This window comes from Sutcliffiella sp. FSL R7-0096, assembly GCF_038595065.1.
Lineage (GTDB): Bacteria > Bacillota > Bacilli > Bacillales > Bacillaceae_I > Sutcliffiella_A.
The window spans coordinates 52805-74277 of sequence record NZ_CP152003.1 but is presented as its reverse complement, the minus strand read 5'-3'; the positions used below and the strand labels follow the sequence as shown (position 1 = coordinate 74277).

The 21473-nt window shown below is 43.5% G+C and carries 22 protein-coding genes and 1 pseudogene; all 23 read right to left on the bottom strand.

The genetic code is table 11. The features are described from left to right. Nucleotides 1-64 precede the first annotated feature (64 nt). The 23 genes and pseudogenes from MKY77_RS00370 to rnmV all read right to left on the bottom strand — a co-directional run bounded on the left by MKY77_RS00370 (nt 65) and on the right by rnmV (nt 21468). Complete coding sequence (locus MKY77_RS00370) at nt 65-448, bottom strand: septum formation initiator family protein (protein ID WP_063559021.1); 384 nt, start codon at nt 446-448, stop codon at nt 65-67. Between the two features lie 15 nt (nt 449-463). Further along, nucleotides 464-1102, bottom strand: a complete 639-nt coding sequence (yabQ, locus tag MKY77_RS00365; RefSeq protein ID WP_339148305.1) for a spore cortex biosynthesis protein YabQ — start codon at nt 1100-1102, stop codon at nt 464-466. Then, complete coding sequence (gene yabP / locus MKY77_RS00360) at nt 1099-1404, bottom strand: sporulation protein YabP (RefSeq protein ID WP_237665354.1); 306 nt, start codon at nt 1402-1404, stop codon at nt 1099-1101. Before yabP ends, yabQ begins: the two co-directional genes overlap by 4 nt. A gap of 78 nt (nt 1405-1482) precedes the next feature. After that, entirely contained in the window at nt 1483-1752 is a 270-nt protein-coding gene (locus tag MKY77_RS00355; RefSeq protein WP_047972408.1) for an RNA-binding S4 domain-containing protein, read from the bottom strand. Between the two features lie 188 nt (nt 1753-1940). Beyond that, nucleotides 1941-3404 carry a nucleoside triphosphate pyrophosphohydrolase gene (mazG, locus tag MKY77_RS00350; protein WP_339148304.1) on the bottom strand — a complete coding sequence of 488 codons (1464 nt, stop codon included), beginning with the start codon at nt 3402-3404 and terminating at the stop codon, nt 1941-1943. Between the two features lie 179 nt (nt 3405-3583). Then, nucleotides 3584-5176: a polysaccharide biosynthesis protein gene (locus MKY77_RS00345; RefSeq protein WP_342515559.1), complete on the bottom strand. Its 1593-nt coding sequence runs from the start codon at nt 5174-5176 to the stop codon at nt 3584-3586. Nucleotides 5177-5362: 186 nt separating this feature from the next. Further along, nucleotides 5363-5899, bottom strand: coding sequence for a stage V sporulation protein T (gene spoVT / locus MKY77_RS00340; protein ID WP_339148302.1), 537 nt, complete (start codon nt 5897-5899; stop codon nt 5363-5365). Between the two features lie 206 nt (nt 5900-6105). Continuing rightward, on the bottom strand, nt 6106-9639 hold the full coding sequence (gene mfd, locus MKY77_RS00335) for a transcription-repair coupling factor (RefSeq protein WP_339148301.1): 3534 nt from the start codon (nt 9637-9639) through the stop codon (nt 6106-6108). Nucleotides 9640-9728: 89 nt separating this feature from the next. Next, nucleotides 9729-9959: an anti-sigma-F factor Fin family protein gene (locus tag MKY77_RS00330; protein ID WP_339149921.1), complete on the bottom strand. Its 231-nt coding sequence runs from the start codon at nt 9957-9959 to the stop codon at nt 9729-9731. Nucleotides 9960-10100: 141 nt separating this feature from the next. Further along, nucleotides 10101-10661 carry an aminoacyl-tRNA hydrolase gene (gene pth / locus MKY77_RS00325; RefSeq protein ID WP_237665360.1) on the bottom strand — a complete coding sequence of 187 codons (561 nt, stop codon included), beginning with the start codon at nt 10659-10661 and terminating at the stop codon, nt 10101-10103. A 477-nt stretch (nt 10662-11138) separates the two neighbouring features. Further along, complete coding sequence (locus MKY77_RS00320) at nt 11139-11780, bottom strand: 50S ribosomal protein L25/general stress protein Ctc (protein WP_339148300.1); 642 nt, start codon at nt 11778-11780, stop codon at nt 11139-11141. Between the two features lie 84 nt (nt 11781-11864). Beyond that, nucleotides 11865-12818, bottom strand: coding sequence for a ribose-phosphate diphosphokinase (locus tag MKY77_RS00315; RefSeq protein ID WP_339149920.1), 954 nt, complete (start codon nt 12816-12818; stop codon nt 11865-11867). A 108-nt stretch (nt 12819-12926) separates the two neighbouring features. Next, nucleotides 12927-14297: a bifunctional UDP-N-acetylglucosamine diphosphorylase/glucosamine-1-phosphate N-acetyltransferase GlmU gene (gene glmU / locus MKY77_RS00310; RefSeq protein ID WP_339148299.1), complete on the bottom strand. Its 1371-nt coding sequence runs from the start codon at nt 14295-14297 to the stop codon at nt 12927-12929. 190 nt (nt 14298-14487) lie between these two features. Then, the gene (locus MKY77_RS00305; protein WP_342515558.1) at nt 14488-14673 is read right to left on the bottom strand and encodes a hypothetical protein; all 186 of its coding nucleotides are present in this window, start codon (nt 14671-14673) and stop codon (nt 14488-14490) included. Between the two features lie 10 nt (nt 14674-14683). After that, a complete protein-coding gene (gene spoVG, locus MKY77_RS00300) occupies nt 14684-14974 on the bottom strand; it encodes a septation regulator SpoVG (RefSeq protein ID WP_010191385.1) in 291 nt (96 codons plus the stop codon). 128 nt (nt 14975-15102) lie between these two features. Next, nucleotides 15103-15475: pseudogene (gene ridA, locus MKY77_RS00295) on the bottom strand (2-iminobutanoate/2-iminopropanoate deaminase). A 14-nt stretch (nt 15476-15489) separates the two neighbouring features. Beyond that, nucleotides 15490-16332 (bottom strand): pur operon repressor, encoded by an 843-nt coding sequence (purR, locus tag MKY77_RS00290; protein WP_339148298.1) that lies wholly within the window; start codon nt 16330-16332, stop codon nt 15490-15492. A 57-nt stretch (nt 16333-16389) separates the two neighbouring features. After that, the gene (gene ispE, locus MKY77_RS00285) at nt 16390-17259 is read right to left on the bottom strand and encodes a 4-(cytidine 5'-diphospho)-2-C-methyl-D-erythritol kinase (protein WP_339148297.1); all 870 of its coding nucleotides are present in this window, start codon (nt 17257-17259) and stop codon (nt 16390-16392) included. Nucleotides 17260-17420: 161 nt separating this feature from the next. After that, complete coding sequence (locus MKY77_RS00280; RefSeq protein ID WP_339148296.1) at nt 17421-17603, bottom strand: small, acid-soluble spore protein, alpha/beta type; 183 nt, start codon at nt 17601-17603, stop codon at nt 17421-17423. Between the two features lie 291 nt (nt 17604-17894). Further along, entirely contained in the window at nt 17895-18158 is a 264-nt protein-coding gene (locus tag MKY77_RS00275) for a Veg family protein (RefSeq protein WP_010191377.1), read from the bottom strand. Between the two features lie 264 nt (nt 18159-18422). Beyond that, a complete protein-coding gene (yabG, locus tag MKY77_RS00270; protein ID WP_339148295.1) occupies nt 18423-19322 on the bottom strand; it encodes a sporulation peptidase YabG in 900 nt (299 codons plus the stop codon). A gap of 700 nt (nt 19323-20022) precedes the next feature. Further along, complete coding sequence (gene rsmA / locus MKY77_RS00265) at nt 20023-20913, bottom strand: 16S rRNA (adenine(1518)-N(6)/adenine(1519)-N(6))-dimethyltransferase RsmA (protein ID WP_339148294.1); 891 nt, start codon at nt 20911-20913, stop codon at nt 20023-20025. Continuing rightward, a complete protein-coding gene (rnmV, locus tag MKY77_RS00260; RefSeq protein WP_339148292.1) occupies nt 20914-21468 on the bottom strand; it encodes a ribonuclease M5 in 555 nt (184 codons plus the stop codon). Nucleotides 21469-21473 lie beyond the last annotated feature (5 nt).

The window sequence follows — 21473 nt, the reverse complement described above, 5'->3', positions numbered from 1 at the left end:
ATAAAAAATAAATCACTTTACCTACCATTATACCTAGAGCAAAATTGAGGTGTCAATATGACGACTAATCTGAGGACGAATCGTCTGGTATATTGAAGATGATTTCATCCTCTTCTGACATGAAATAATCCCTACGTGCGATCTTCGCAATATAATCATCATCGTTCAGTTTTACAATTTCCTCTTCTAAACGCTGCTGTTCTTTTTCCAATTTTGCCAGCTCTTGTTCGACGACTTCTTTTCTATCCTCTTTTTCCTGGAGGATAGCACGTTGGTCTAAGAGTGTTTTCCCCATTAGTATTCCAAAGACTAATGCTAAACAAAAGAATAATGATAATCGGCGATAAAGTCCACGGCGTCTTTTCTGTTGTTTTAACTGCTGGTCCTGTTTTTGCTTGGAATAGTCGGAGTGGATTTTTGCCACCTTTTCATTTTTTGCCGCGCTCATCTTATCATTCCTCTCCTAGCGCTTTTTCCAAAAGTTCTTTACTCTATTCATTATACTATGTTTCCTATTCTTTACTAGTGTGAAAAATCCTTCAAGTTTTTTGAAAAGTATGTGTAAATATTTTTTCACAACCTTAGGGACCAGCTTCCATAATAGCATGCCAATCCATTTAAAGGGTAATGCACATATCTTAATAATACGCCAAATCACAAGGAGCAGGAAGCGGATTGTGGAAATGACGAACTTCCAGATGCCTAGCAAAATAATAATAAGGGCTTGTACTAATAATTGTATTGGCTTAACCACTAGTATCCTTATAACCTTTTCCAGGAAACGGTATAGATTGATGACAAGTTGAATGATGGTCTCAAGTAAATTCAGGTAGAAATAGCGGAAAAGGCTCTGGTAGGCTGCAAAACCACAAACAAGTGCGATGAGGATATAGAAGCGAAGTTCTCCTTCATTAACCATGAGCAGGACATAGAAGGCGATAAGGCCTTGCAAGAGCCAAAAAAGGATGTCGTGGATGAAGACAATCCATTTGGCTCTTTTTTCCCGCTTCAGAAAACGTCCATACGTATCGATGGCCACTCCTAACCATGCCCCCACACCGATCATGGCAAGCATTGTATAAAGCTGGGTGCTTAAGGTCATTTGAACAACTTACTAAAGAACCCTTTAGCTTTCTCCCCCTGTTGATCGTCGAGATAGATAATCTCCATGATCTTTCCTTTGATTGAAACGACACCTTGTTCCACATCAAGGTTTTTCATCTGGAGATTTTGTCCCCTCACAGAGAGGAATCCCATGACGGTCTCCAGCAGAAATTCCTCGTTATCAAAACTTTCCACTTGCTTTACACCTGTGATATCCAACATTCTGCGACTTCTCATCACGATGTCTTGCTCTTGGACAGTTTGCTTATTTCCTTGATTCGGATCATAATATTGATTCATATTCATCCCTCACCTATCCATTACTTGAAGATAGTACATGTATATGAGAGGGATATATTTTTAGAACAAGCCTGCCGTCTACTCTTCGGTTTGTTCCACTCTTTCTTCTTTCACGATCGTATACATCATCGCCGCTTCTTCTTTTTTTGCATTTTCCTGGATGTTATCGACGGAGGCGGTCACGATCTTCTGGCCAAAATGAATTTTCAGCTCATCTCCCGCCTTTACATTGCTGCTGGCCTTTGCTTGTACATCGTTGATATAGATACGGCCTTGTTCGGCCACTTCTTTTGCAAGTGTACGTCGCTTAATGATTCTCGATACTTTTAAGAATTTATCTAAACGCATGGTCTTTCTCCCCCTATATTTTGACTCTGTTTAACTTCGCTGTTGATTTCCGAACCCGGCTTTTCGGAGCCTCCCATAGGACTAGGAAAGCTACGGCAGTGATACATCACACGAAGAAAATGTGTAACATTTTCGAGGAGTCTCCGCCATGTTCTTCAATCATCAGCTAGGATATCTGAGAATCCGAATTATAACCCGTTCTTTTTTGCTTCTTCCCAGATAGCATCTAATTGTTCTAATGATAGATTCTCGAAGGAGTGCCCTAATTCCTTTACCTTCTTTTCAATAAAAGTAAACCTGCGGTAAAATTTCCGGTTGGTCAGGGCCACTGCTTCTTCCGGGTCGATTTTATAGTATCTAGCAATGTTGACGAGTGCAAAAAGTACATCCCCATATTCCGCCGCCACACGCTCTGAAGTTGCATCTTGAGCAAGCTCTTCCTGCAACTCGTGTATTTCTTCATTCACCTTTTCCCACATAGGCTCCACGTCGTCCCAGTCAAATCCAACCTTGCCGGCTTTTTTCTGGTATTGATATGCTTTTGTGAGATTAGGAAGTCCTTTGGCAACCGAGTCGAGAATGGACTGCTCCGCCCTTTCTCCTTTTTCCTCGGCCTTGATCGCTTCCCAATTGGTGATGACATCTTCTGCATCTTCCACTGAAGTATCAGCAAAGACATGTGGATGCCTGCGAATCATCTTCTCATTGATCCCTTCAATTACATCCTCTATGCTGAAATACCCGTCATCCTCGCCGATCTGCGCATGAAGCATCACCTGCAAAAGAACATCTCCAAGCTCTTCGATGATTCCATCCGTGTCATCCTCATCAATGGCATCGAGCAATTCATATGCTTCTTCTATCAAATACTTCTTCAAAGATTCGTGGGTTTGTTTCTGATCCCATGGACAGCCCCCTGGCCCTCTCAATGTGGCTATCGTTTTTCTAAATGAAGAGAATTGTTTATAAAGCAATTCCTCCTCTGTCACAGCAGGAACATATACGCTCGTCAGATTATTGATTTCTGCCACCCTGTCCAATTCATACAAAGGCACCTCTGTAATCTGCTCCATCGAGGACCCAGCTGCCGTTACAATTGTTACTGGGTAGTCATCAGGCAACATCTCCATCAAGGTTAGCTTCACTTCTGATGCGATGAATGCATCATACACCTGACAGAATATCATCGCTTGTTTTGGTTGGATTGCCTCCTTCACAAGCGCTGTAGCATCGTGAAACTGGAAGCCATCGATTGGATCAAGCCCGATGGCCGTGAACATCGGATCCAGGAAGCTTTGGCCTCCTTTGATGTCGAGCTTGATGATGCCTTCTTTTTCTTTATCCAGTAGGATCTGCACCGTTTTTTCCGCCACGAGCGGATGCCCGGGAACGGCGTATACGACTTCTTGTTGTTCGCTAAGCGCAGTCAGCTCTTCTGCTATTCTTTCATATACCATGCCAAAGGTGCCCTCCTGCTCATAAATGGCATCAAATGACTGGTAGGTGAGCCCTTCCTTTTCGAGCTCCGCGATTACGGGGTGTTCTTTTGTGCGGAGGAAAAGGTGCTCAGCCTTCATTAATTGCTTATATACTCCCATGGGAAGTTGTTCGAGGTCACCGGCACCAAGGCCTAGCACCTTTATTACATTCATATATGACACCAACTTTTTGTTTTTTTTGACTCTGTTGTTAACTTCCGTTCCAGGTGTTCGCTTTTCCAAAGGGCGATGCTTGAGCCTCATCACAATGCCTAAGGGGTCTCAAGATACCGCTACCTGCCGCCGGAGCCTCACACCTTGCGATACAGTTAACAGGGAGACTGTTGTAAATATTAGAGCTTTACTATCTTCACCAACTTTTTGCCTAAGGGAAGGAGCATTAGTTCTTCTTTTGTGAAGAAGTGATTTTTTATCAAGATCAATAGGTAGACGGTTCCGCCGATTGCCACTCCAAGGATGCTCTGGGCGGTGGCCATTGTTCGGCTGTCACCAATAAATGAGTCTGTTAGTAAAAGATAAACCGCCAATGCAGCCGACATCATGGCGATGCTCACTAGCAAAGGAATGGTTGGCATTCTCTCAAAAATGGAGGTTCCTGTTTTCTTTTTCAACGACAGGACCATCATGATGGCAACAAAGGCAAATGCGATTATTGTACTGACTGCCGCTCCCATTGTCGAATAGGGGGGAATCAAGATGACATTCAGCAAATACTTCATTCCTATACCCACTCCCACGAAAAGGGCAGGAAGATATGGGTTGCCAAGCCCCTGCAAGATAGCTGCACCTGTCAGGGCAATACTGCAGAAGAGAATCGACAAACCTAGCACCAATAGAACTTGGTAGCCATTTTCATTGGAGAAAAGCATGATATTCACAGGTTTAACCAGCCAGGCAAGACCTACAGCTGCCCCTGCACCCACTCCGATGCTGACACGGATGGAAAGGCTTATTTTCTCTTTCACTTCCTCTTCCTTCCCTTTGGAAAGAATGATATAGGGAACAAGGGATAGCGAGAATGCCGTTGCCACCACTGTTCCAAGCTGGATAAGGGGTTGTCCTCTGTCGTAAACACCTTTCAGCTCTTTGGCGCTTTGCGCATCAACCCCTGCCTCTAATAACCAGGCATAGATGGTAAACGCGTCCACCATTTGAAAGAGAATCAGCAATAAAGAGCTGATACAAATGGTGAAGCCTTGTAGCAGAAGGACCTTTATAATAGATTTCGAAGAAGGCAGCAGGTTTGAAGGTGCAACTGAATGTTTTTGGCTTCTTTTCCTTTTTTGATAAAAGGCCAACAGGACTAATACTGCAGCAAACCCTCCTGCAACCGAACCAAATATGGCCCCTGCGCCAACTTCATAAAGTGAAAAGCCTGCGTTGACAAGCAGGTAAGAAAGCAAGAGAATCGTTGCCACTCTGATCAACTGTTCGCTTACCTGGGAAACGGCCGTGGGGGTCATCTCTCCAAGCCCCTGAAAGCTCCCCCTCCACACGGAGACCAATGGCAACAGCAAAAAGGAGAATGCAACAATTTTAATCAATATCGCAAGCTCGATATCTCCCATAAAGGAAGCTACGAGCGGGGCACCAAAATAAAGCAGAAGGAAAAAGATCGATCCGAGCAACGCAAGAAAAAAGAAGGAGACCCATCGGATTTTTCTTGCCGCCTGCTCTCTGGTATCTTCCGGATGTTCTGCAATGACTTTGGAAATCACGACTGGAAATCCATATGTAGATAAAATAATAGCCACTCCGAAGAAAGGATATACCTGCTGATAAATATAAAAACCGACATCTCCTACGATATTTTGGAAAGGAACCCGATATGCCGCACTGAGGATTTTGGTGAGGATACCTGCAATCGTCAGGATCATAGCACCTTTCCAGACCTTTTGATAGGAGTGTGGTGATAATTCGTTCATAAAAAAGCCCGCCTTAAAGGTATTCGTACAATTGTATAATTATAGCATATTTAAAAAAGAAAGGCTCTTTTCTCAAAGGTTGTTGCCTACGCTAACACCAACCACATGGAGCGTTATGTATAACTCACCTTCTCCCTTACACAAAAAGAAGCAACAGACACGCATGTCTGCTGCTCCCACTAGATATTATTGCTCCATCTGTCTTGCAAGGAAACCGGCTGCTGTTTCCACAGCTTTCTGTTCCACTTCGCCAAGCGATTTATCTTTGGACATGATAACGACTGCACCGATTGGATCTCCGTTCGCTACGATGGGTCCAATGGTATAGGATGCAAGTGTTTCTGTGTGTCCATCGACAATAGCCATTTGCTGCTCTTCCGTTTTTAATACGGAGGAGCGGTCTTCCATGGATTTCTCCACTACCTCGCTGATGCTCTTGTTTAGATATTCCTTCTTGGAGCTGCCAGCAACAGCAATAAACGTATCGCGGTCACAGATTAATACAGGGTGTCCAAGGCTATCATAGAGAGCTTCCGCATATTCCTTAGCGAAGTCGCTAAGCTCACTAATTGGAGAGTACTTCTTCAAGATAACCTCTCCATCCCGATCGACGAAAATCTCAAGCGGGTCACCCTCGCGAATACGCAGGGTTCTTCTTATTTCTTTAGGAATTACAACGCGACCGAGGTCATCAATACGACGAACAATACCAGTTGCTTTCATTTCTTAGGTTGCCTCCTTCATCCGATGATAAAAAGAGATGAGTTAAATTGGTGGAATTGATCAAGATGTCCTGCTTTTGAAGAATTCACCATTCGTTGAAGTTAGTATCCTACACCTAGGGAGTTATATACATGTTGGAAAAGTTTTTTTCTGATAGTAAATTCCCCCAGTATTTATATAGACGTTTCTTCACAAACTCAAACCTTTCAGGAAGCATTCACGCTTTCTTTTTTCACTTTTTCTAGTCCTTTTATCATGGATATGGCAACTTGAATCCACTCTTCTGTAGATGCGCGCTTCGTCTGAATGACGATTTTCAGCTTCTTTCCTTCCATTCCAAGGCTGACCATTCTGCCAAACTCATTTCCGAGCAAGAACAGCTTCTGTCCATCTACTATTTCACTTGCTTCCTCTGAAAGGAGGATGACAAGTTCCTGCTTTGTTTGCTTGATGGAATCCACCTTCTCCTTAAGGCCGTATACCCTCATTTCGGAGACTTGGAATAAATAATCGACTTCTTTCGGGTAGTTTCCGAAACGGTCCTTCATTTCATCCTGAAGCTCTGTGAGATCTTGCGGTTCTTCAAGTCCCCTGAAACGCTTATACATGTCGATCTTTTGCTTACTGTCCGGAATGTAAGATTCCGGAATATAGGCATCAAGCTCCACGTCTATGGAGATTTCGTGCACCTTTTTCATATCTTTTGGCCCTTGGCGCTGCTCGATCGCCTCTTTAAGCATCTGGGAGTACATATCAAACCCGACCGAATCGATAAAGCCGTGCTGTTGGGCGCCAAGCAAATTACCCGCTCCACGGATGGACAGGTCACGCATGGCGATTTTGAATCCAGATCCAAGCTCTGTGAATTCTTTGATGGATTGCAAACGCTTCTCGGCCACTTCCGTCAGCACTTTATCTTTTCGATAGGTAAAGTAGGCATATGCCACACGATTGGATCTACCTACACGACCTCTTAACTGATAAAGCTGGGACAATCCCATCCGGTCGGCATCAAATACGATCAGGGTATTTACATTTGGTATGTCCACACCTGTCTCGATGATGGTTGTACTGACCAGCACTTCCGCTTCTCCTTCAAGAAACTGAATCATAACAGATTCCAACTCATTTTCCGTCATTTTTCCATGGGCATATGTCACACGGGCATCCGGGACGAGCATGGATATTTCATCCGCTTTTCGCTCGATATCCTCCACCCTGTTATATAAGAAATAAACCTGACCTCCGCGTGCAAGTTCCCTTTCAATGGCTTCCTTCACCAGATTGCCGTTATACTCCATCACATAGGTTTGGACTGGGAAGCGGTTTTCAGGCGGTGTTTCAATGACGGAAAGATCTCGCACACCCAGCATGGACATGTGAAGCGTCCGCGGGATCGGGGTTGCCGTCAATGTAAGGACATCGATATTGGCTTTCAGCTGTTTGATTTTTTCCTTATGTGTAACACCAAAACGCTGTTCCTCATCAATGATCAGTAATCCAAGTTCTTTATATTTAATATCCTTTGATAATAATCGGTGGGTACCTATGACGATATCGACGGTTCCATTCCCAAGCCCCTTCATCGTTTCCGTTTGTTGTTTTCTAGAACGAAAGCGGCTCATCAGGCCGATATTGATCGGATAGTCCTGAAATCTCTCCCGGATGGTTTCATAGTGTTGCTGTGCCAGGATGGTTGTTGGCACCAGGATGGCCACCTGCTTGCCATCTGATATTGCCTTGAAAGCGGCCCTGATGGCTACCTCTGTTTTCCCATAGCCCACATCCCCGCATAGCAGGCGGTCCATAGGGCGGGTTCTTTCCATGTCGAGCTTGATTTCGTGGATGGAGCGGAGCTGATCTTCTGTCTCCTGATAAGGGAAGGTCGCTTCGAACTCCCGTTGCATCTCTCCGTCCGGTGAAAAAGCATGCCCAACGCTTGCTTCCCTTTCGGCATACAACTTGATAAGGTCATCGGCAATGTCCTGAACAGAGGATTCCACCTTATTTTTGACCTTTTTCCAATCCGTTCCGCCCAATTTATAGACTTTCGGTTCTTTTCCTTCGGACCCCACATATTTCTGCACCTGATCTATCTGCTCAACAGGTACATAGAGCTTGTCGGAGCCTTGATATTTTATATGAATATAATCTTTATGAAGACCATTGATATCGAGAGTTTCGATTCCCAAATATTTTCCGATTCCGTGGTTGATATGGACGACATAATCGCCAACATTCAATTCTGTATAGTTTTTAATCCGCTCCGCATTTGAGAGCTTTTGCCTGTTCTTCGGTTTTTTCGCCTTCTTTTTGAAAAGCTCTTCCTCGGTAATGACAGCAAGCTTTTGCATCGGCAATTCAAACCCGGAGTGCAAATCACCTTCTACAAGCTGAACTTCGCCATGGGCAAAAGCGGACCCTTTCGATAGCTTCCGGATATCCATTTCATAATCTGCAAAAACGGTCTCCAGCTTCTCCATCCGCTCTTGGTTGGACGCAAGCACCACGATGGCATAATTCGACTTTCTCCAGCGCTCAATTTCCGATTTCAAGAGATGCATTTGTCCATGAAAGTGCTGCATGCTCTTGGAGGACATACTGATTAGATTCTCCGGGTGGGTATGTGGTACCGCTCTTAAGAACAGCGATAAATAGAGGAACGGTTGTTGCTTGCTATGTACAATCTGGGCAAAGGAATGCGAGAACGTGAGATCATGTACTGCTTTCCCTTCTGCCAAAAGCTCCACAAGCCATTCCGCTTCCTCTTTATCCAGACTTTCGGCCGTTTCATGAATACGGCTGATCTCATCCATGATGACCAAGCCGCCTTCAGGAAGATAATCTAGTAAACTAGCTGGACTACTATAAAAGAAAGAAAGATATTTATACAGCTCTGAAAACACTTGGCCATTGCGAACCTGTTCGATCTCATACGAAATGTTTTCTGTTAACAGCTGTTTCACTTTTTCGTTTTTTACTTTTTTAATGGTTTTAGCCAATTCACTTTCCAAGGTTTCCCGTCCATTGATAAGCTCCTGATCAGTAAGGAGCATTTCAGTGGCAGGTCCGATCGTTACTTGATCCATACTCTTTTGAGAGCGTTGATCTTCCACTGTGAAATAGCGGATGGACTCCACCTCATCATCAAAAAGCTCAATCCGTACCGCATATTCCTCGGTAATGGGGTAAATATCAATAATTCCCCCCCTGATGCTGAAATCTCCCGGGGTTGCCACCATCCCAACACGCTGGTAACCAAATCTCACCAGACGTTCTGCCAGGTTATCGAGCTCCATGGTCTTTTCCACTTCAATGGTCAACATTGTTTGCTGCCATTTTTCCTTTGAAGGCAGGATACGCTTCAAGCCCGCAATAGGTGCGATAACGATGCCACTCTTTTTAGAGGCCCAGTGATTAAGTGCTTCAACCCGCTGCGCCTTTAGTTCCGGACTTGCAATGCCGATTTCGGCAGCCAATACATCATTTACCGGGTACAGATACAGTTCATTATCTGGCAAAAAACCAGCTAGGTCATCATAAACCTTTTGAGCATGGTACAAGTTATGAGTAATAAGCAAAATCGGCGCTTTTCTTTCTTCATACAACGCCGCGATCAACATGGATCGTGCGGAATTGGATATTCCAGAAACCAACTGTTCCTGTAAGCCTTCCTGCAAACCGACAAGAACCGATTGGAAATCGTCATTTTCAGTAAAATATGGAATGAATCCTTTCATGTCAGCACCCTCCTCTCTCGATCGCTTCACTATATTTATTTTTTCGTTCCTTAGACGCAAAAAGGCTTTGGTTTCCCACCAAAGCTAATCTATTGTATGAACCGTTCTTGATCATGCCAGTCAGGGTTGCGATCAAGCGCCTCCTGGCAATCCTCACAAATCGTTTTAACATGTACATCACCATTTTGTTGATATGTTATCATTTCATGTCGTTCCGTATCTGATAGCTGATGAAAACCAAGTTCTTCCGTGAACACCGATTTGGAATCGATGGTCCCGACTTTATAGCCGCAATGCCTGCAATGATAATGGATAGCCATCATCTTCCCTCCACTTTCTAAAGGCACTTTCCTAACTAGAAAAAATGGCCTCTTTTACCATTAGTATAAACAGAGGGAAACATAGTTATACAAGGTCGGATTTCATCGAACAAACTACGGGAAGGTTACCTATACATTCTATTATTGATTGAATGTATTCATTACCTGAAGAAAATCCTTGGACAGGTTTTCTTCACACGCTTCGGCCGCTTTCTTTATACTATCATCTATCGCAGGGCGTTCCTCTGAATGGAATTTCCCTAAAACATAATCAGAAATGGATGGCCCATTCTTTGGACGGTCGATGCCCATCCTGATTCGGTTGAAATTTTGTGTTTGCAAGTGTTGGATTAAGGACTTGATTCCATTATGCCCCCCTGCACTGCCTTTTTGGCGCAAGCGCAGCTTTCCAGCAGGCAGATCAAGGTCATCATAGATTACCACCAGATCCTCTACATCCAGCTTATAGAAGTCCAATAACGGGCGAACACACTCCCCTGACAGATTCATGTATGTAAGAGGCTTCACCAATAATACCTTTTCTCCATTTATTACGCCTTGTCCAAATATTCCTTTGAACTTGGATTGCGTCAATGGAATATTCCATTTGTCCGCTAATTCATCTATTACCATAAATCCGATGTTATGCCTTGTTTCTTCGTATTGACGGCCTGGATTTCCCAGCCCCACAAAAACTTTCATTATTTTTCCTCCTGAAGCCTCTTCCTGTTTACTAAATAAGGATCGCAAAAAATTTTTCATGGATACCTCCCACAAACCTATTCGCTATCTACCATTTTACTTGAACACAGAGCGAAAAGGAAATGGAAAAGGGGATGGAAGCCAAATCTACCTACCTTGGCAGAAAACGATTGGGTGCTTTCCGTTTCAGGCATTCGCTTTCCACGAGGCGGTGCTTGAGCCTCCTCACAACGCTTCGAGACCATTGAAAAAGTAATGAATTTTAATAATCTTGTTAACACCGCTGTTGATTTCCGCAAACGGCTTCGCTTATCCAGAGGGCGACATTGAGCCTCCTCGGGCTACGCCTTGCGGGGTCTCAACCTACTGCCAGAGTCTCATACCTTGCACTTTCCAATCAACAGGGGAAAACCGCATCAGCTCCATGCTGGCTAACACCAATTCTCTTATGCAAGAGAAAAGACGTAACCATAAAGGTTACGCCTCCTCTGTGCTTTCATTGTTTTCTCTACCTTCTACAAGTTCAGGCTCGCCTGGCTCTTGCTCTTCGCCAGAATCGATTTCCTCTTCTTGTCGTGGAGGTAAGATGGAAGCAACCACTTCATCATCTTCATGATTGAAGCTGTATTTACCTGATGTATTTAAGTCACCGATTGTGATATTTTCATTCACGTCTAGTTCCGTTACATCCACATCAATGGATTCCGGTATGTTGTTTGGAAGTACTTTGATGGATACTTCATGGAGAACTTGTTGCAAGACTCCTCCATCCTTCACTCCTTTTGCATCGCCTGTAACGTGAACCGTAACATCCACATCAATCTCTGATTTAAAATCAACAACATGGAAATCCAAGTGGACGAATTCCATGCTTTTCAGCGGATTGATTTGATAATCGTAAAGCATTACTTTGCGCTTATCCGAGCCAATTTCAAGCGAAATGATGCCGTTTCGTCCTGTTTCACGAATCGTTTTAATAAATTCCTTACTATCGACAGCAATAGATTTATTTTCTGTATCATTCCCGTAAACAACCGCTGGAATTAATCCTTCCTCACGGATTTTGGTTATTGAAGATCCTTTGAATTCTGTACGTTCATTTGCATGTAATACTGACATTCTTATCACCTTCCTGGGAAAATAAAATACTTGTCTCTCATTCAATTTCCCCAATTTACGGAAGGTTAAACATGAATCTAACGATTAATCAAATAAAGTACTGACGGATTTCTCTTCATGCACACGAATAATCGCTTCTGCAATAAGCTCTGCAACGGATAGTTGTGTAATTTTCCCGATTTTCTTCTCTTCCGGTAAAGAAATAGTGTTCGTGACTACCAATTCTTTAATCTTAGAGTTCTGGATACGTTCAATTGCCGGACCAGATAATACTGGATGTGTACAGCATGCATACACTTCTTTAGCTCCATTTTCAATCAGGGCATTTGCCGCCAGTGTAATAGTTCCAGCAGTATCAATCATATCATCAATCAAGATTGCAGTTCTTCCTTCGATATGACCAACAATGTTCATGACTTCCGCAACATTCGGACGAGGTCTGCGTTTGTCAATGATGGCGATTGGTGCCTTCAGGCGATCTGCCAGTTTTCTTGCTCTCGTTACCCCACCGTGGTCAGGTGAAACGATAACAAGGTCCTCTAGTTCTTTGCTGTCAAAGTACTCCGCTAAGATTGGAACACCCATTAAGTGATCAATTAAGATATCAAAGAAACCTTGGATCTGAGGTGCATGCAGATCTAGCGTTATGACGCGGTCTGCTCCAGCAGTCTCTAGAAGGTTTGCCACTAATTTTGCAGTGATCGGCTCACGCGCTCGTGCTTTACGGTCCTGTCTGCCGTAACCGTAGTATGGCATCACAATGTTGATCGTTTTGGCAGAAGCACGCTTAAGTGCATCTATCATGATAAGTGTCTCCATGATATGTTCATTTACTGGTGCGCTTGTAGATTGAATGACATACACATCACAACCACGGATACTTTCTTCGATATTGATCTGTACTTCTCCATCACTGAAACGAGCTACCGAGCATTTTCCGATTGGAACACCCACATGTTGTGCAATTTCTTCTGCTAAGGCTGTATTGGAATTCAACGTAAAAATCTTTAAATTAGAATCGGCATACTTTGGCATGATAACTTGAACCCTCCGCTAGGTTTATTTAATGGCTTTATTTGGTGACTTTGATAAGATTCTGATAACACTCTATATCATCAAAACCCTTTAATAGTGCTGTATAAGCGCTTATTTATCGTGAAGCTTTCCTACATAGTTTTCTTTGTTCACTTGGCGAGCGCGAGCAATTGACAGCGCTTCTCCAGGTACATCTTCCGTTATGGTAGACCCTGCTGCAACATAGGCATTTTTGCCGATTGTCACAGGTGCCACCAAGTTAGAGTTGCAGCCCACAAAAACACCATCTTCAATCTTCGTTAAATATTTCTTTTTCCCATCATAGTTGACGGTAATGGAACCGCAACCAAGGTTCACATCCGCTCCAACTTCCGCATCTCCAATATAGCTAAGATGAGAAGCCTTGCTTCCATTTCCGAAGGTCGCTTTCTTCACTTCCACAAAGTTTCCAAGCTTTACTTCATTCCCAATGTTGGAATCTGGTCTGACATGAGCAAATGGTCCGATATTTACATCGTTACCAATTGCGCTGTCATGTGCAACTGATTGGCGAATGGTTGTACGGTCCCCGACTTCGCAGTCTTTAATTTCAGAGTTTGGACCGATGATACAATCTTCCCCAATTTTCGCAGCACCTAAGATGACAGTACCAGGGTTGATGACAGTATCTCTACCAATCTCCGCATCTGCAGAGATATACGTATTGTCTGGATCAATGATGCTTACTCCATTGATCATATGTTTTTTATTGATTCTTTTCTTCATGGTTTTTTCAGCCTGCGATAGCGCTACTCTGTCATTGACTCCAAGTGTTTCATCAAAGTCCAAAGTCTGGTAGGCAGAAACGATATCTCCTTGCTCTTTCAAGATCTCAATGACATCCGGCAGGTAGTACTCACCTTGTACATTATCATTAGATACATTGTTGAGCGCTGTAAAAAGAGCTTCGTTATCAAAGCAGTATGTGCCAGTATTGATTTCTGTCACCTTGCGCTCTTCTTCACTCGCATCTTTGTGCTCCACGATCTTTCCGACATGTCCTTCACCATTACGGATAATGCGTCCATAACCAGTAGGGTCTTCTGCATAAGCTGTCAAAATCGTAGCCTTCGCTCCCGTGTTTTCATGCAAGTCAAGCAGTTCTTGCATCGTTTCCGGTGTGATAAGTGGAGTATCTCCACAAATAACTAAGGTTACGCCTTTTTTATCCTGTAACACCGGGGCGGCTTGCATGACAGCATGTGCCGTTCCGAGTTGCTCTGCCTGGAGGGCATATTCACTCTTTTCTCCAAGATGACTCTTTACCGTTTCCGCTCCATGTCCAACCACTGTCACGATCTTCTCGAAGTTCAGTGCAGAAACATGGTCGACAACATGTTGTACCATCGGCTTGCCACAAACAGGATGTAACACTTTATATAATTTTGATTTCATCCGTGTACCTTGACCAGCTGCTAATATTACGGCATATCGATTTATCATAACGGCCTCCATTTTCACCTAATTATCCATTACGAATATATCCTAAAACGGTGTCCATTTCAAGGAAGTACGCGAAAGTACATTTTTTTGACAAAAAAGGAGGCGGTATAGGCGTGTCTTTTTAAGAAATCCGGTAAGTTCGTTGGCTTTGTTGGGTTTTTGAGACTTCTACCAGGGGCGATGGTGCATTCTATGGGGTGATTGTAACTATTTTTATGGTGATTGTGAGTTTTCCTGGGGTTATTGTGACTAATTTTATGGTCATTGTGACAATTCCAATGGTTATTGTGACTTTTACATACTCAAAGGGAATTCCCCACCTCCAAGCCTCCCCCAAAAAGAAAAACAGGCCGCATATTAACACAGCCTGTTTCACCTTCTATCGATTAAGAAGCACCTGCTTCTTCGTATTCTACTTCTAATTCGCCTAAGCGGTGGTACTCTGCTAGAACCGCTTCCTGGATCTTTCCACGCGTTCCGGAATTGATCGGATGCGCAATATCACGGAATTCCCCATCTGGCGTACGTTTACTTGGCATCGCAACGAACAAGCCATTGTTTCCATCGATTACACGGATGTCATGAACAACGAATTCATGATCCAATGTGATGGATGCGATAGCTCTCATGCGACCATCGGTATTTACGCGGCGTAATCTTACGTCAGTTACTTCCATTCTGTTCACCACCTTTTGTCCCAATAAAAAAACTTAGTATTATAAATTCTCTAAATTTTCTAGAACTCCTTCTTATTTTCAAAATTTTTTTGAAAATTTTGGGCAAAATGGTGGAAAAAGAACAGTTTTTATTTAACTAAGGCGATTACTTCGATTTCTACTAAGACATCCTTCGGTAAACGTGCCACTTCTACACAAGATCTTGCAGGTTTGTGTGTGTGAAAGTACTCCCCATACACTTCGTTGATTTCCCCGAATTGATTCATATCTTTAATGAAAACGGTCGCTTTCACTACCGTTTCCAAAGAAGCTCCTGCCTCTTCCAATACCGCTTGCAGGTTTTGAAACACCTGGTGTTTGTGCTTTTACATCCCCTTCAAGCAATTCACCGTTTGGCATTAACGGTATCTGACCGGAACTATAGAACAGATTGTTGACGATTATCCCCTGGGAGTAAGGACCTATTGCTTTTGGAGCAGCGTCTGTATGAACAACTTTCATTTCTAACACACCCTTTATTTAAATGTAATATTTTCCTTCACATGTTCAAGGTAATTCCCTTGTTGCACTTCAATCTGTCGGTCTCTTTCACTTACCTTCTCCAGCTTAACCAAGGATACATAGTCATCGACAAGGCGTTCTTCGATGTTTTCTGACTCTACTAAAATCCCGATTCCAGCTACGTTCGCTTGAAATTCAGCAAGCAAATTCACCATTCCACTGACCGTTCCACCGGCCTTCATGAAGTCATCGATAATCAGTACATTAGAGCCAGTTTCCAAGCTTCGTTTCGCCAGAACCATGGTTTGGATCCGCTTCGATGAACCTGACACATAATTGATGCTAACCGTGGAACCCTCCGTTACCCTGCTGTCACGTCTGACGATGACAACCGGTACATTTAAGAAGCTTGCCACTGCATGAGCAAGAGGAATGCCTTTCGTGGCCATCGTCATGACAATATCCACTTTTTTATGACTAAATGCCGTTGCGAACATCTTTCCTACTTTGTTTAACACTTTCGGGTTCCCCAATATATCTGTCATATAAAGGTAGCCCCCAGGCAGTAACCTTTCCGGTTTTGCGATCATCTCACATAGTTCCTCCAGATATGTTTCCGCTTCCTCATGGCTTACATATGGAATATATCTTACACCACCAGCAGCACCAGGTACGGTAACGAGCGTGCCTATCCCCTGCTGTTCGAACGTTTGTTTAATGATTCCCAAATCCTCACTGATGGAAGACTTCGCTGACCCATAACGGTCGGCAAAGAAGGAAAGCGGAACTAACCCTTGTGGATGTTGCAGCAAGTAATGTGTCATGTCCACAAGACGACCACTTCGACGTAATTTCATGCTTTTTCCTCCTAAAATCCGAATATTCTAATGTAAATATAACATTAATATACGGATTTAATCAAGGCTGTTCCGCTCACCAAGAATTCGGACGGCAAATACCTGGTCACAAAAGCCTCTTAGTCCATTGTAAATACGATGCATCCTGGAGTCATATTGGACAATGCCGAAGACAGTCGGTCCGCTTCCACTCATCAATACTGCATCTGCACCGAATTTCTTCATCTGATCCTTAATATGCGCCACCTCAGGATAGAGCTTAAGTGTGACACTTTCTAAAACATTGCCTACAAGTCCGATCATTTTTTCATAATCATTCTCATAGATCGCCTCAAGCATCCCATCCACATCCGGATGTGTCACTTTATCGAGGTTCAAGTTGTTATACACTTCCGCCGTTGAAACTCCGATGGTTGGTTTGGCAAGCACAATCCAGCTATGTGGAGGTGCAGGGATATGCTTGACAATCTCCCCCCTTCCCGTGGCAAGGGCGGTACCACCATAGACACAGAAAGAAACATCCGAACCAATCTCCGCTCCAATCTCTGCAAGCTCATCGAGTGTCAGGCCCAGTTTCCACAGCTTGTTTAAACCTCGGAGTGTCGCTGCAGCGTCACTGCTTCCGCCAGCCAATCCCGCCGCAACCGGTATCACCTTTGTAATGGCAATGGATACGCCTTGTTGCACGTTAAACCTATCTTTTAAAAGAGAGGCAGCCTGATAAGCCAAATTTCGGTTATCGTCCGGCACATAGCGATTGTGGGAAATGATGCTGATTTGACCATCCTTACGCTCTGATAGTTCGATTCTATCTGCCAGGTCGATGGTGGTCATGATCATTTTCACTTCATGGAATCCGTCTGGACGCTTATGTAGCACATCTAGCGACAGGTTGATTTTCGCTGGTGCTTTTTCTAACAGTCTCACTTTCTTCACCTACTTTATTCGTCTCCAATTATCTATGTATTGTACCATATTCCAGGTTAGAAATATCTCCATGTATGGGAAATATTATGTTTCTGGCTTCTATTTATTCAAGCATTTGCCAAAAAACCGAAGTGGGACCCACTTCGGTTTTGCATTCGCAATTATTTCTGCTGGTTTTGTACAAGTTGTCGCTCCGCCATTTCTATTGCACGTTTGACCATATTGCCGGCATCCTTCGCTTTTATTCCGCCCCAGCCTTCATTTTGAACCACATCATAAAAGCCTAGCTCTTTTGCGAGTTCTTCTTTTAACTGATGAGACATCATGCTTCGTCGTCTGCTCATGATAAAAGCCCCCTTTAATGATCAATAGTTGCGACATCATTAGTATTGGGAGGCTTTTGTGTTTTTATAAGCGGATATATATGTATTTCTATATGAGTTACTTTAAGCGTCGCTGTTGATCTCCGCAAACGGCTTCGCTTTCCGCGGGGCGACCTTGAGCCTCCTCAGGCTACGCCCTGCGGGGTCTCAAGATTGTCGCTATCCCCCCGCTGGAGTCTTCGCCTATTGCTCCAATCACCAGCTAGGGTATTTTAGGATTTTAGGCAAAATAAAAAGCAGCAAACATATTGTCTACTGCCCACTTATGGCCATATTTCCTTCTTCGAAAAATGTAAGTTGTACCGTCTCTGTGAGGACATCTGCATAGCTGTAGGATACACGTTCAAAAGCATTTTCGTCTTGATCTAGTTCTATTACAAATACTGATGGATAAGTTTCTGCTAATATCCCAATACGTTCGATTGTCTTTCTGCGACCACCGTTAGCACGAAGAGTTAACTTTTTACCTAAATTAGAATCTAACGTTCTTTTGATATCTACTAACGTTTTTCCCATTTTACTCCACCTCACTATACTATAACTAGTGTAACATAATTTTAACCAAAAATCAAATAAAACTTAAAATTATAACAACCACAAAAGCAACCTGTCAATATATTTCATTCAACAATTATCTTCATATGTCTACATTTACTTTGTACAATAATCGGTAATACTATGTATAAAATTTCAAAACAGCTACATATCCTTATATATCAAGGGATTTGAGAGGTGCATGCAGGGGTGGAAATACGACAAAAAACCCTTAACTATTCATCGTTAAGAGTTTTCATCTTCCTCATCTTCCTTGTACGGCCTGAATGGCATTCCCGTTCGCAGGACACCCCTTGTTTCTATTCCACCCAATCCTTTATCGCCTGTTAACGTATTCCGCAATAGATCCCAGACATTTACTCGCTCCATAAAAGGGGTAAAGCAAATACGGCCAACAATATATACAGGGTCCAATGCATGAATATTCACTCGGGAGGGGGAGCTTGCAAAATTGGCTCCTGCCTGTATCAACGATTCAAAATGGGACTGGCATGCTCCTGCAAAGATGACCAGCTGATCCAGGTTCGGCTGGATCCTCCTCGCTTCTTTCACCGTTTGCACAAAATGCCAAGAGTGCCGATATGCTTTGATATCAGAGGCTTTCCCCTTGCTCTTTGAGTATGCATCATGCCCTGTGACAACAAGAATATCAGGTCGATATCTTTCCATCAGTTCGGTGATTTTAAGGGGCATTTCCTTCTCGTTCGCATGCACCCCATTGACAGGCACGCCAATTCTCTCGTAGAGTTCCAGGCACTTTTTTAAATACAAGGGATCGCCATCCAAATGCAAGACCTTTCCTGGCACTTGAAAATAGTCCTGCTCTGTACTATAGCCACCCGTTGCCTCGTATTCATTTTTTTCCCTAATGAGTTGGTAGTCCTGTTGCAAGAGCTGCAGAGACCTGTTCACCTTGGACTCCGCCCTTTGCTTTCTGGTCATCTGCTCTTTTCCATCTACCACTTTCAGGTCATCGTAAGGGGCATCGGCCATCAGCCTGACATCTTCCCCATATAATAAAACAACTCGCTGTTTTAATTCATTCTCATGTATATCCATCACGCGAAAAAGTAGATCATAATTATAAGATTTCCGCGCAACAATGTCTCCAATTTTCAGCATCATATTTTCCCTCCAACTTGGAGAAGGCATTTACCCCAACGGTCTATCTAACCTAGAGTATGCAGTTTGCTAAACGTGTGTGAGCAATTTTCTTGGTGTGCAACAGGTTGTAGCACACTTGAAATTAGAAAGAGTGAAAGCATTGTTGGTTGCTGGTGGTGCTGGTTACTAATGGTGTTTTGGATCATTATTGAAGGCGTTTCTCTCAAATGTCCGAAGTTTTGGATTCTTGTCCAAAGTTTTTGCATTCTTGTCCGAAGTTTTTCAATTGTTGTCCAAAGTTTTGGGATTGTTGTCCGAACCAAAAATTACATTGTCCAAGCACCTAGTAAAAGTTGGCCGAACTCCCCGGTACTTTGTCCGAACCTCTAGAAATGACAGCTTCAATTGTCCAATCAAAGAAACGAAATGTCCGAACCACTTTTTCACAGCCAAAACACAGGCATTTTCCTCATCGGCCAGTGTCCAAAGACAGTTTAAGGGTGATTTTTCTATTGAAAGTGCCTCATCTTGTTAATGAAGACATTATAGAGGTGATTTCCCCATCAAAAGTGTCTTCATCACCAATATCAAGACCCTTTGGTGAAAATTACTCCACCGGAAAGGTCTTCATCATCTTCAACGATAGTAAAGAAAACGCAGGACACCAAAAACAGACAAATCCGCCCCATTAAGTCCCGAACAACAAAAAAACGGCCCACTATCAGGCCGTTTCCGCTTTAAACACCGTATATAGTTCATCACTCAATGCACCGAACTCCTCAATGGAAAGAGTCTCTCCACGTCTTTTTGGATCGATGGAGCTATTGGCAAGCGCCGCTTCTATAGCCTGTTTTTTCGCCTTGCCGTCCGGCAGATGGCTGGTAAGATTGTTCAGGATCGTCTTTCTTCTTTGTCCAAAGCTTGCGCGGACCACTTCAAAGAAGAATTCCTCATCCTTTACGCTTACAGGCGGCTCGTCGCGTACAATTAAACGAATGACAGCAGAGTCAACATTCGGTTGTGGGACAAAGACCGTTTTCGGGACGATCATCACCGTTTCCGCTTTCGTATAATACTGTACGGCAATGGACAGGGACCCGTATTCCTTGGATCCAGGCTTCGCTGCCATCCGCTCTGCCACTTCTTTTTGAAGCATGACGGTAATGCTTGTAAGCGGCAAACCTTCCTGCAACAGCTTCATGATAATTGGGGTAGTAACGTAATATGGAAGATTGGCAACCACTCTTACATCCTCATATGCCTTCAACTCTTCCCCGATCAGCTCGGTTACATCCGCCTTCAGGATATCTTTGTGGATGACAGTAACGTTGTCATAGGGAGATAGGGTGTCTTCTAGAATCGGCAGGAGCCTTTGATCTATTTCAAAAGCAAAAACTTTACCGGCCCTTTTGGCAATCTGCTCGGTCAACGCACCGATCCCCGGCCCTATTTCAATCGCCGCGGTCTTTTCCGATACCTCCCCATATTCCACGATATTGCGCAGGATGTTGGTGTCTATGAGAAAGTTCTGCCCTAAGCTCTTTTTAAAAGAGAAGCCGTACTTATCCAGTATTTCCTTCGTTCTTTTCGGTGTGGCAATATCTTTATGCATTTATTGCTCCTCCTGATCTATTTTCGTTATCGCTTGTTTCAATCTATCCAAAGAAATATGGAACATCTGCAGGCGCTTCTGCAACTGTTTTCCATTTGTATAACCTATATTAAGCTCCGTGCCGAGTCGCTCTCTTCTACTTTTCGCCGCAGGTCCTGCAACCAATCCATAGTAAACAAGCGCTTCAAACGGGATTTCTTCTGTTTCCTGCTCATATTCCTGATGCAGTCCTTCAAGCGCTTCTTGAATGTCCTTCACTGTGGCATGCTCTACGCCGATTCCTTTTCCATTTTTACCGCGCGCTTTATCTTTTGGCAGGAAGGCATGCTTACAGCCTGGAATGGCTTGTCTGATCGTATGGCGGATCTTTTCACCTGGATAATCAGGATCTGTGAATACGATGACCCCTCTTGTATCCTGCGCATGCTTGATTCGGCTTAAAATCTCCTCGTTGATGGCAGAACCGCCTGTTTCAATGGTATCCGCATCCACAGCCCTTTTTATAGCTACTGTATCATCTTTTCCTTCCACCACGATAATTTCTTTTATTTTCATTTTTT

Coding starts and splice junctions, on each gene's coding strand:
- MKY77_RS00370 (WP_063559021.1), bottom strand. CDS start 448: ATGAGCGCGGCAAAAAATGAAAAGGTGGCAAAAATCCACTCCGACTAT.
- yabQ (WP_339148305.1), bottom strand. CDS start 1,102: ATGACCTTAAGCACCCAGCTTTATACAATGCTTGCCATGATCGGTGTG.
- yabP (WP_237665354.1), bottom strand. CDS start 1,404: ATGAATCAATATTATGATCCGAATCAAGGAAATAAGCAAACTGTCCAA.
- MKY77_RS00355 (WP_047972408.1), bottom strand. CDS start 1,752: ATGCGTTTAGATAAATTCTTAAAAGTATCGAGAATCATTAAGCGACGT.
- mazG (WP_339148304.1), bottom strand. CDS start 3,404: ATGAATGTAATAAAGGTGCTAGGCCTTGGTGCCGGTGACCTCGAACAA.
- MKY77_RS00345 (WP_342515559.1), bottom strand. CDS start 5,176: ATGAACGAATTATCACCACACTCCTATCAAAAGGTCTGGAAAGGTGCT.
- spoVT (WP_339148302.1), bottom strand. CDS start 5,899: ATGAAAGCAACTGGTATTGTTCGTCGTATTGATGACCTCGGTCGCGTT.
- mfd (WP_339148301.1), bottom strand. CDS start 9,639: ATGAAAGGATTCATTCCATATTTTACTGAAAATGACGATTTCCAATCG.
- MKY77_RS00330 (WP_339149921.1), bottom strand. CDS start 9,959: ATGGCTATCCATTATCATTGCAGGCATTGCGGCTATAAAGTCGGGACC.
- pth (WP_237665360.1), bottom strand. CDS start 10,661: ATGAAAGTTTTTGTGGGGCTGGGAAATCCAGGCCGTCAATACGAAGAA.
- MKY77_RS00320 (WP_339148300.1), bottom strand. CDS start 11,780: ATGTCAGTATTACATGCAAATGAACGTACAGAATTCAAAGGATCTTCA.
- glmU (WP_339148299.1), bottom strand. CDS start 14,297: ATGATAAATCGATATGCCGTAATATTAGCAGCTGGTCAAGGTACACGG.
- spoVG (WP_010191385.1), bottom strand. CDS start 14,974: ATGGAAGTAACTGACGTAAGATTACGCCGCGTAAATACCGATGGTCGC.
- purR (WP_339148298.1), bottom strand. CDS start 16,332: ATGAAATTACGTCGAAGTGGTCGTCTTGTGGACATGACACATTACTTG.
- MKY77_RS00280 (WP_339148296.1), bottom strand. CDS start 17,603: ATGAGCAGACGACGAAGCATGATGTCTCATCAGTTAAAAGAAGAACTC.
- MKY77_RS00275 (WP_010191377.1), bottom strand. CDS start 18,158: ATGGGAAAAACGTTAGTAGATATCAAAAGAACGTTAGATTCTAATTTA.
- yabG (WP_339148295.1), bottom strand. CDS start 19,322: ATGATGCTGAAAATTGGAGACATTGTTGCGCGGAAATCTTATAATTAT.
- rsmA (WP_339148294.1), bottom strand. CDS start 20,913: ATGCATAAAGATATTGCCACACCGAAAAGAACGAAGGAAATACTGGAT.
- rnmV (WP_339148292.1), bottom strand. CDS start 21,468: ATGAAAATAAAAGAAATTATCGTGGTGGAAGGAAAAGATGATACAGTA.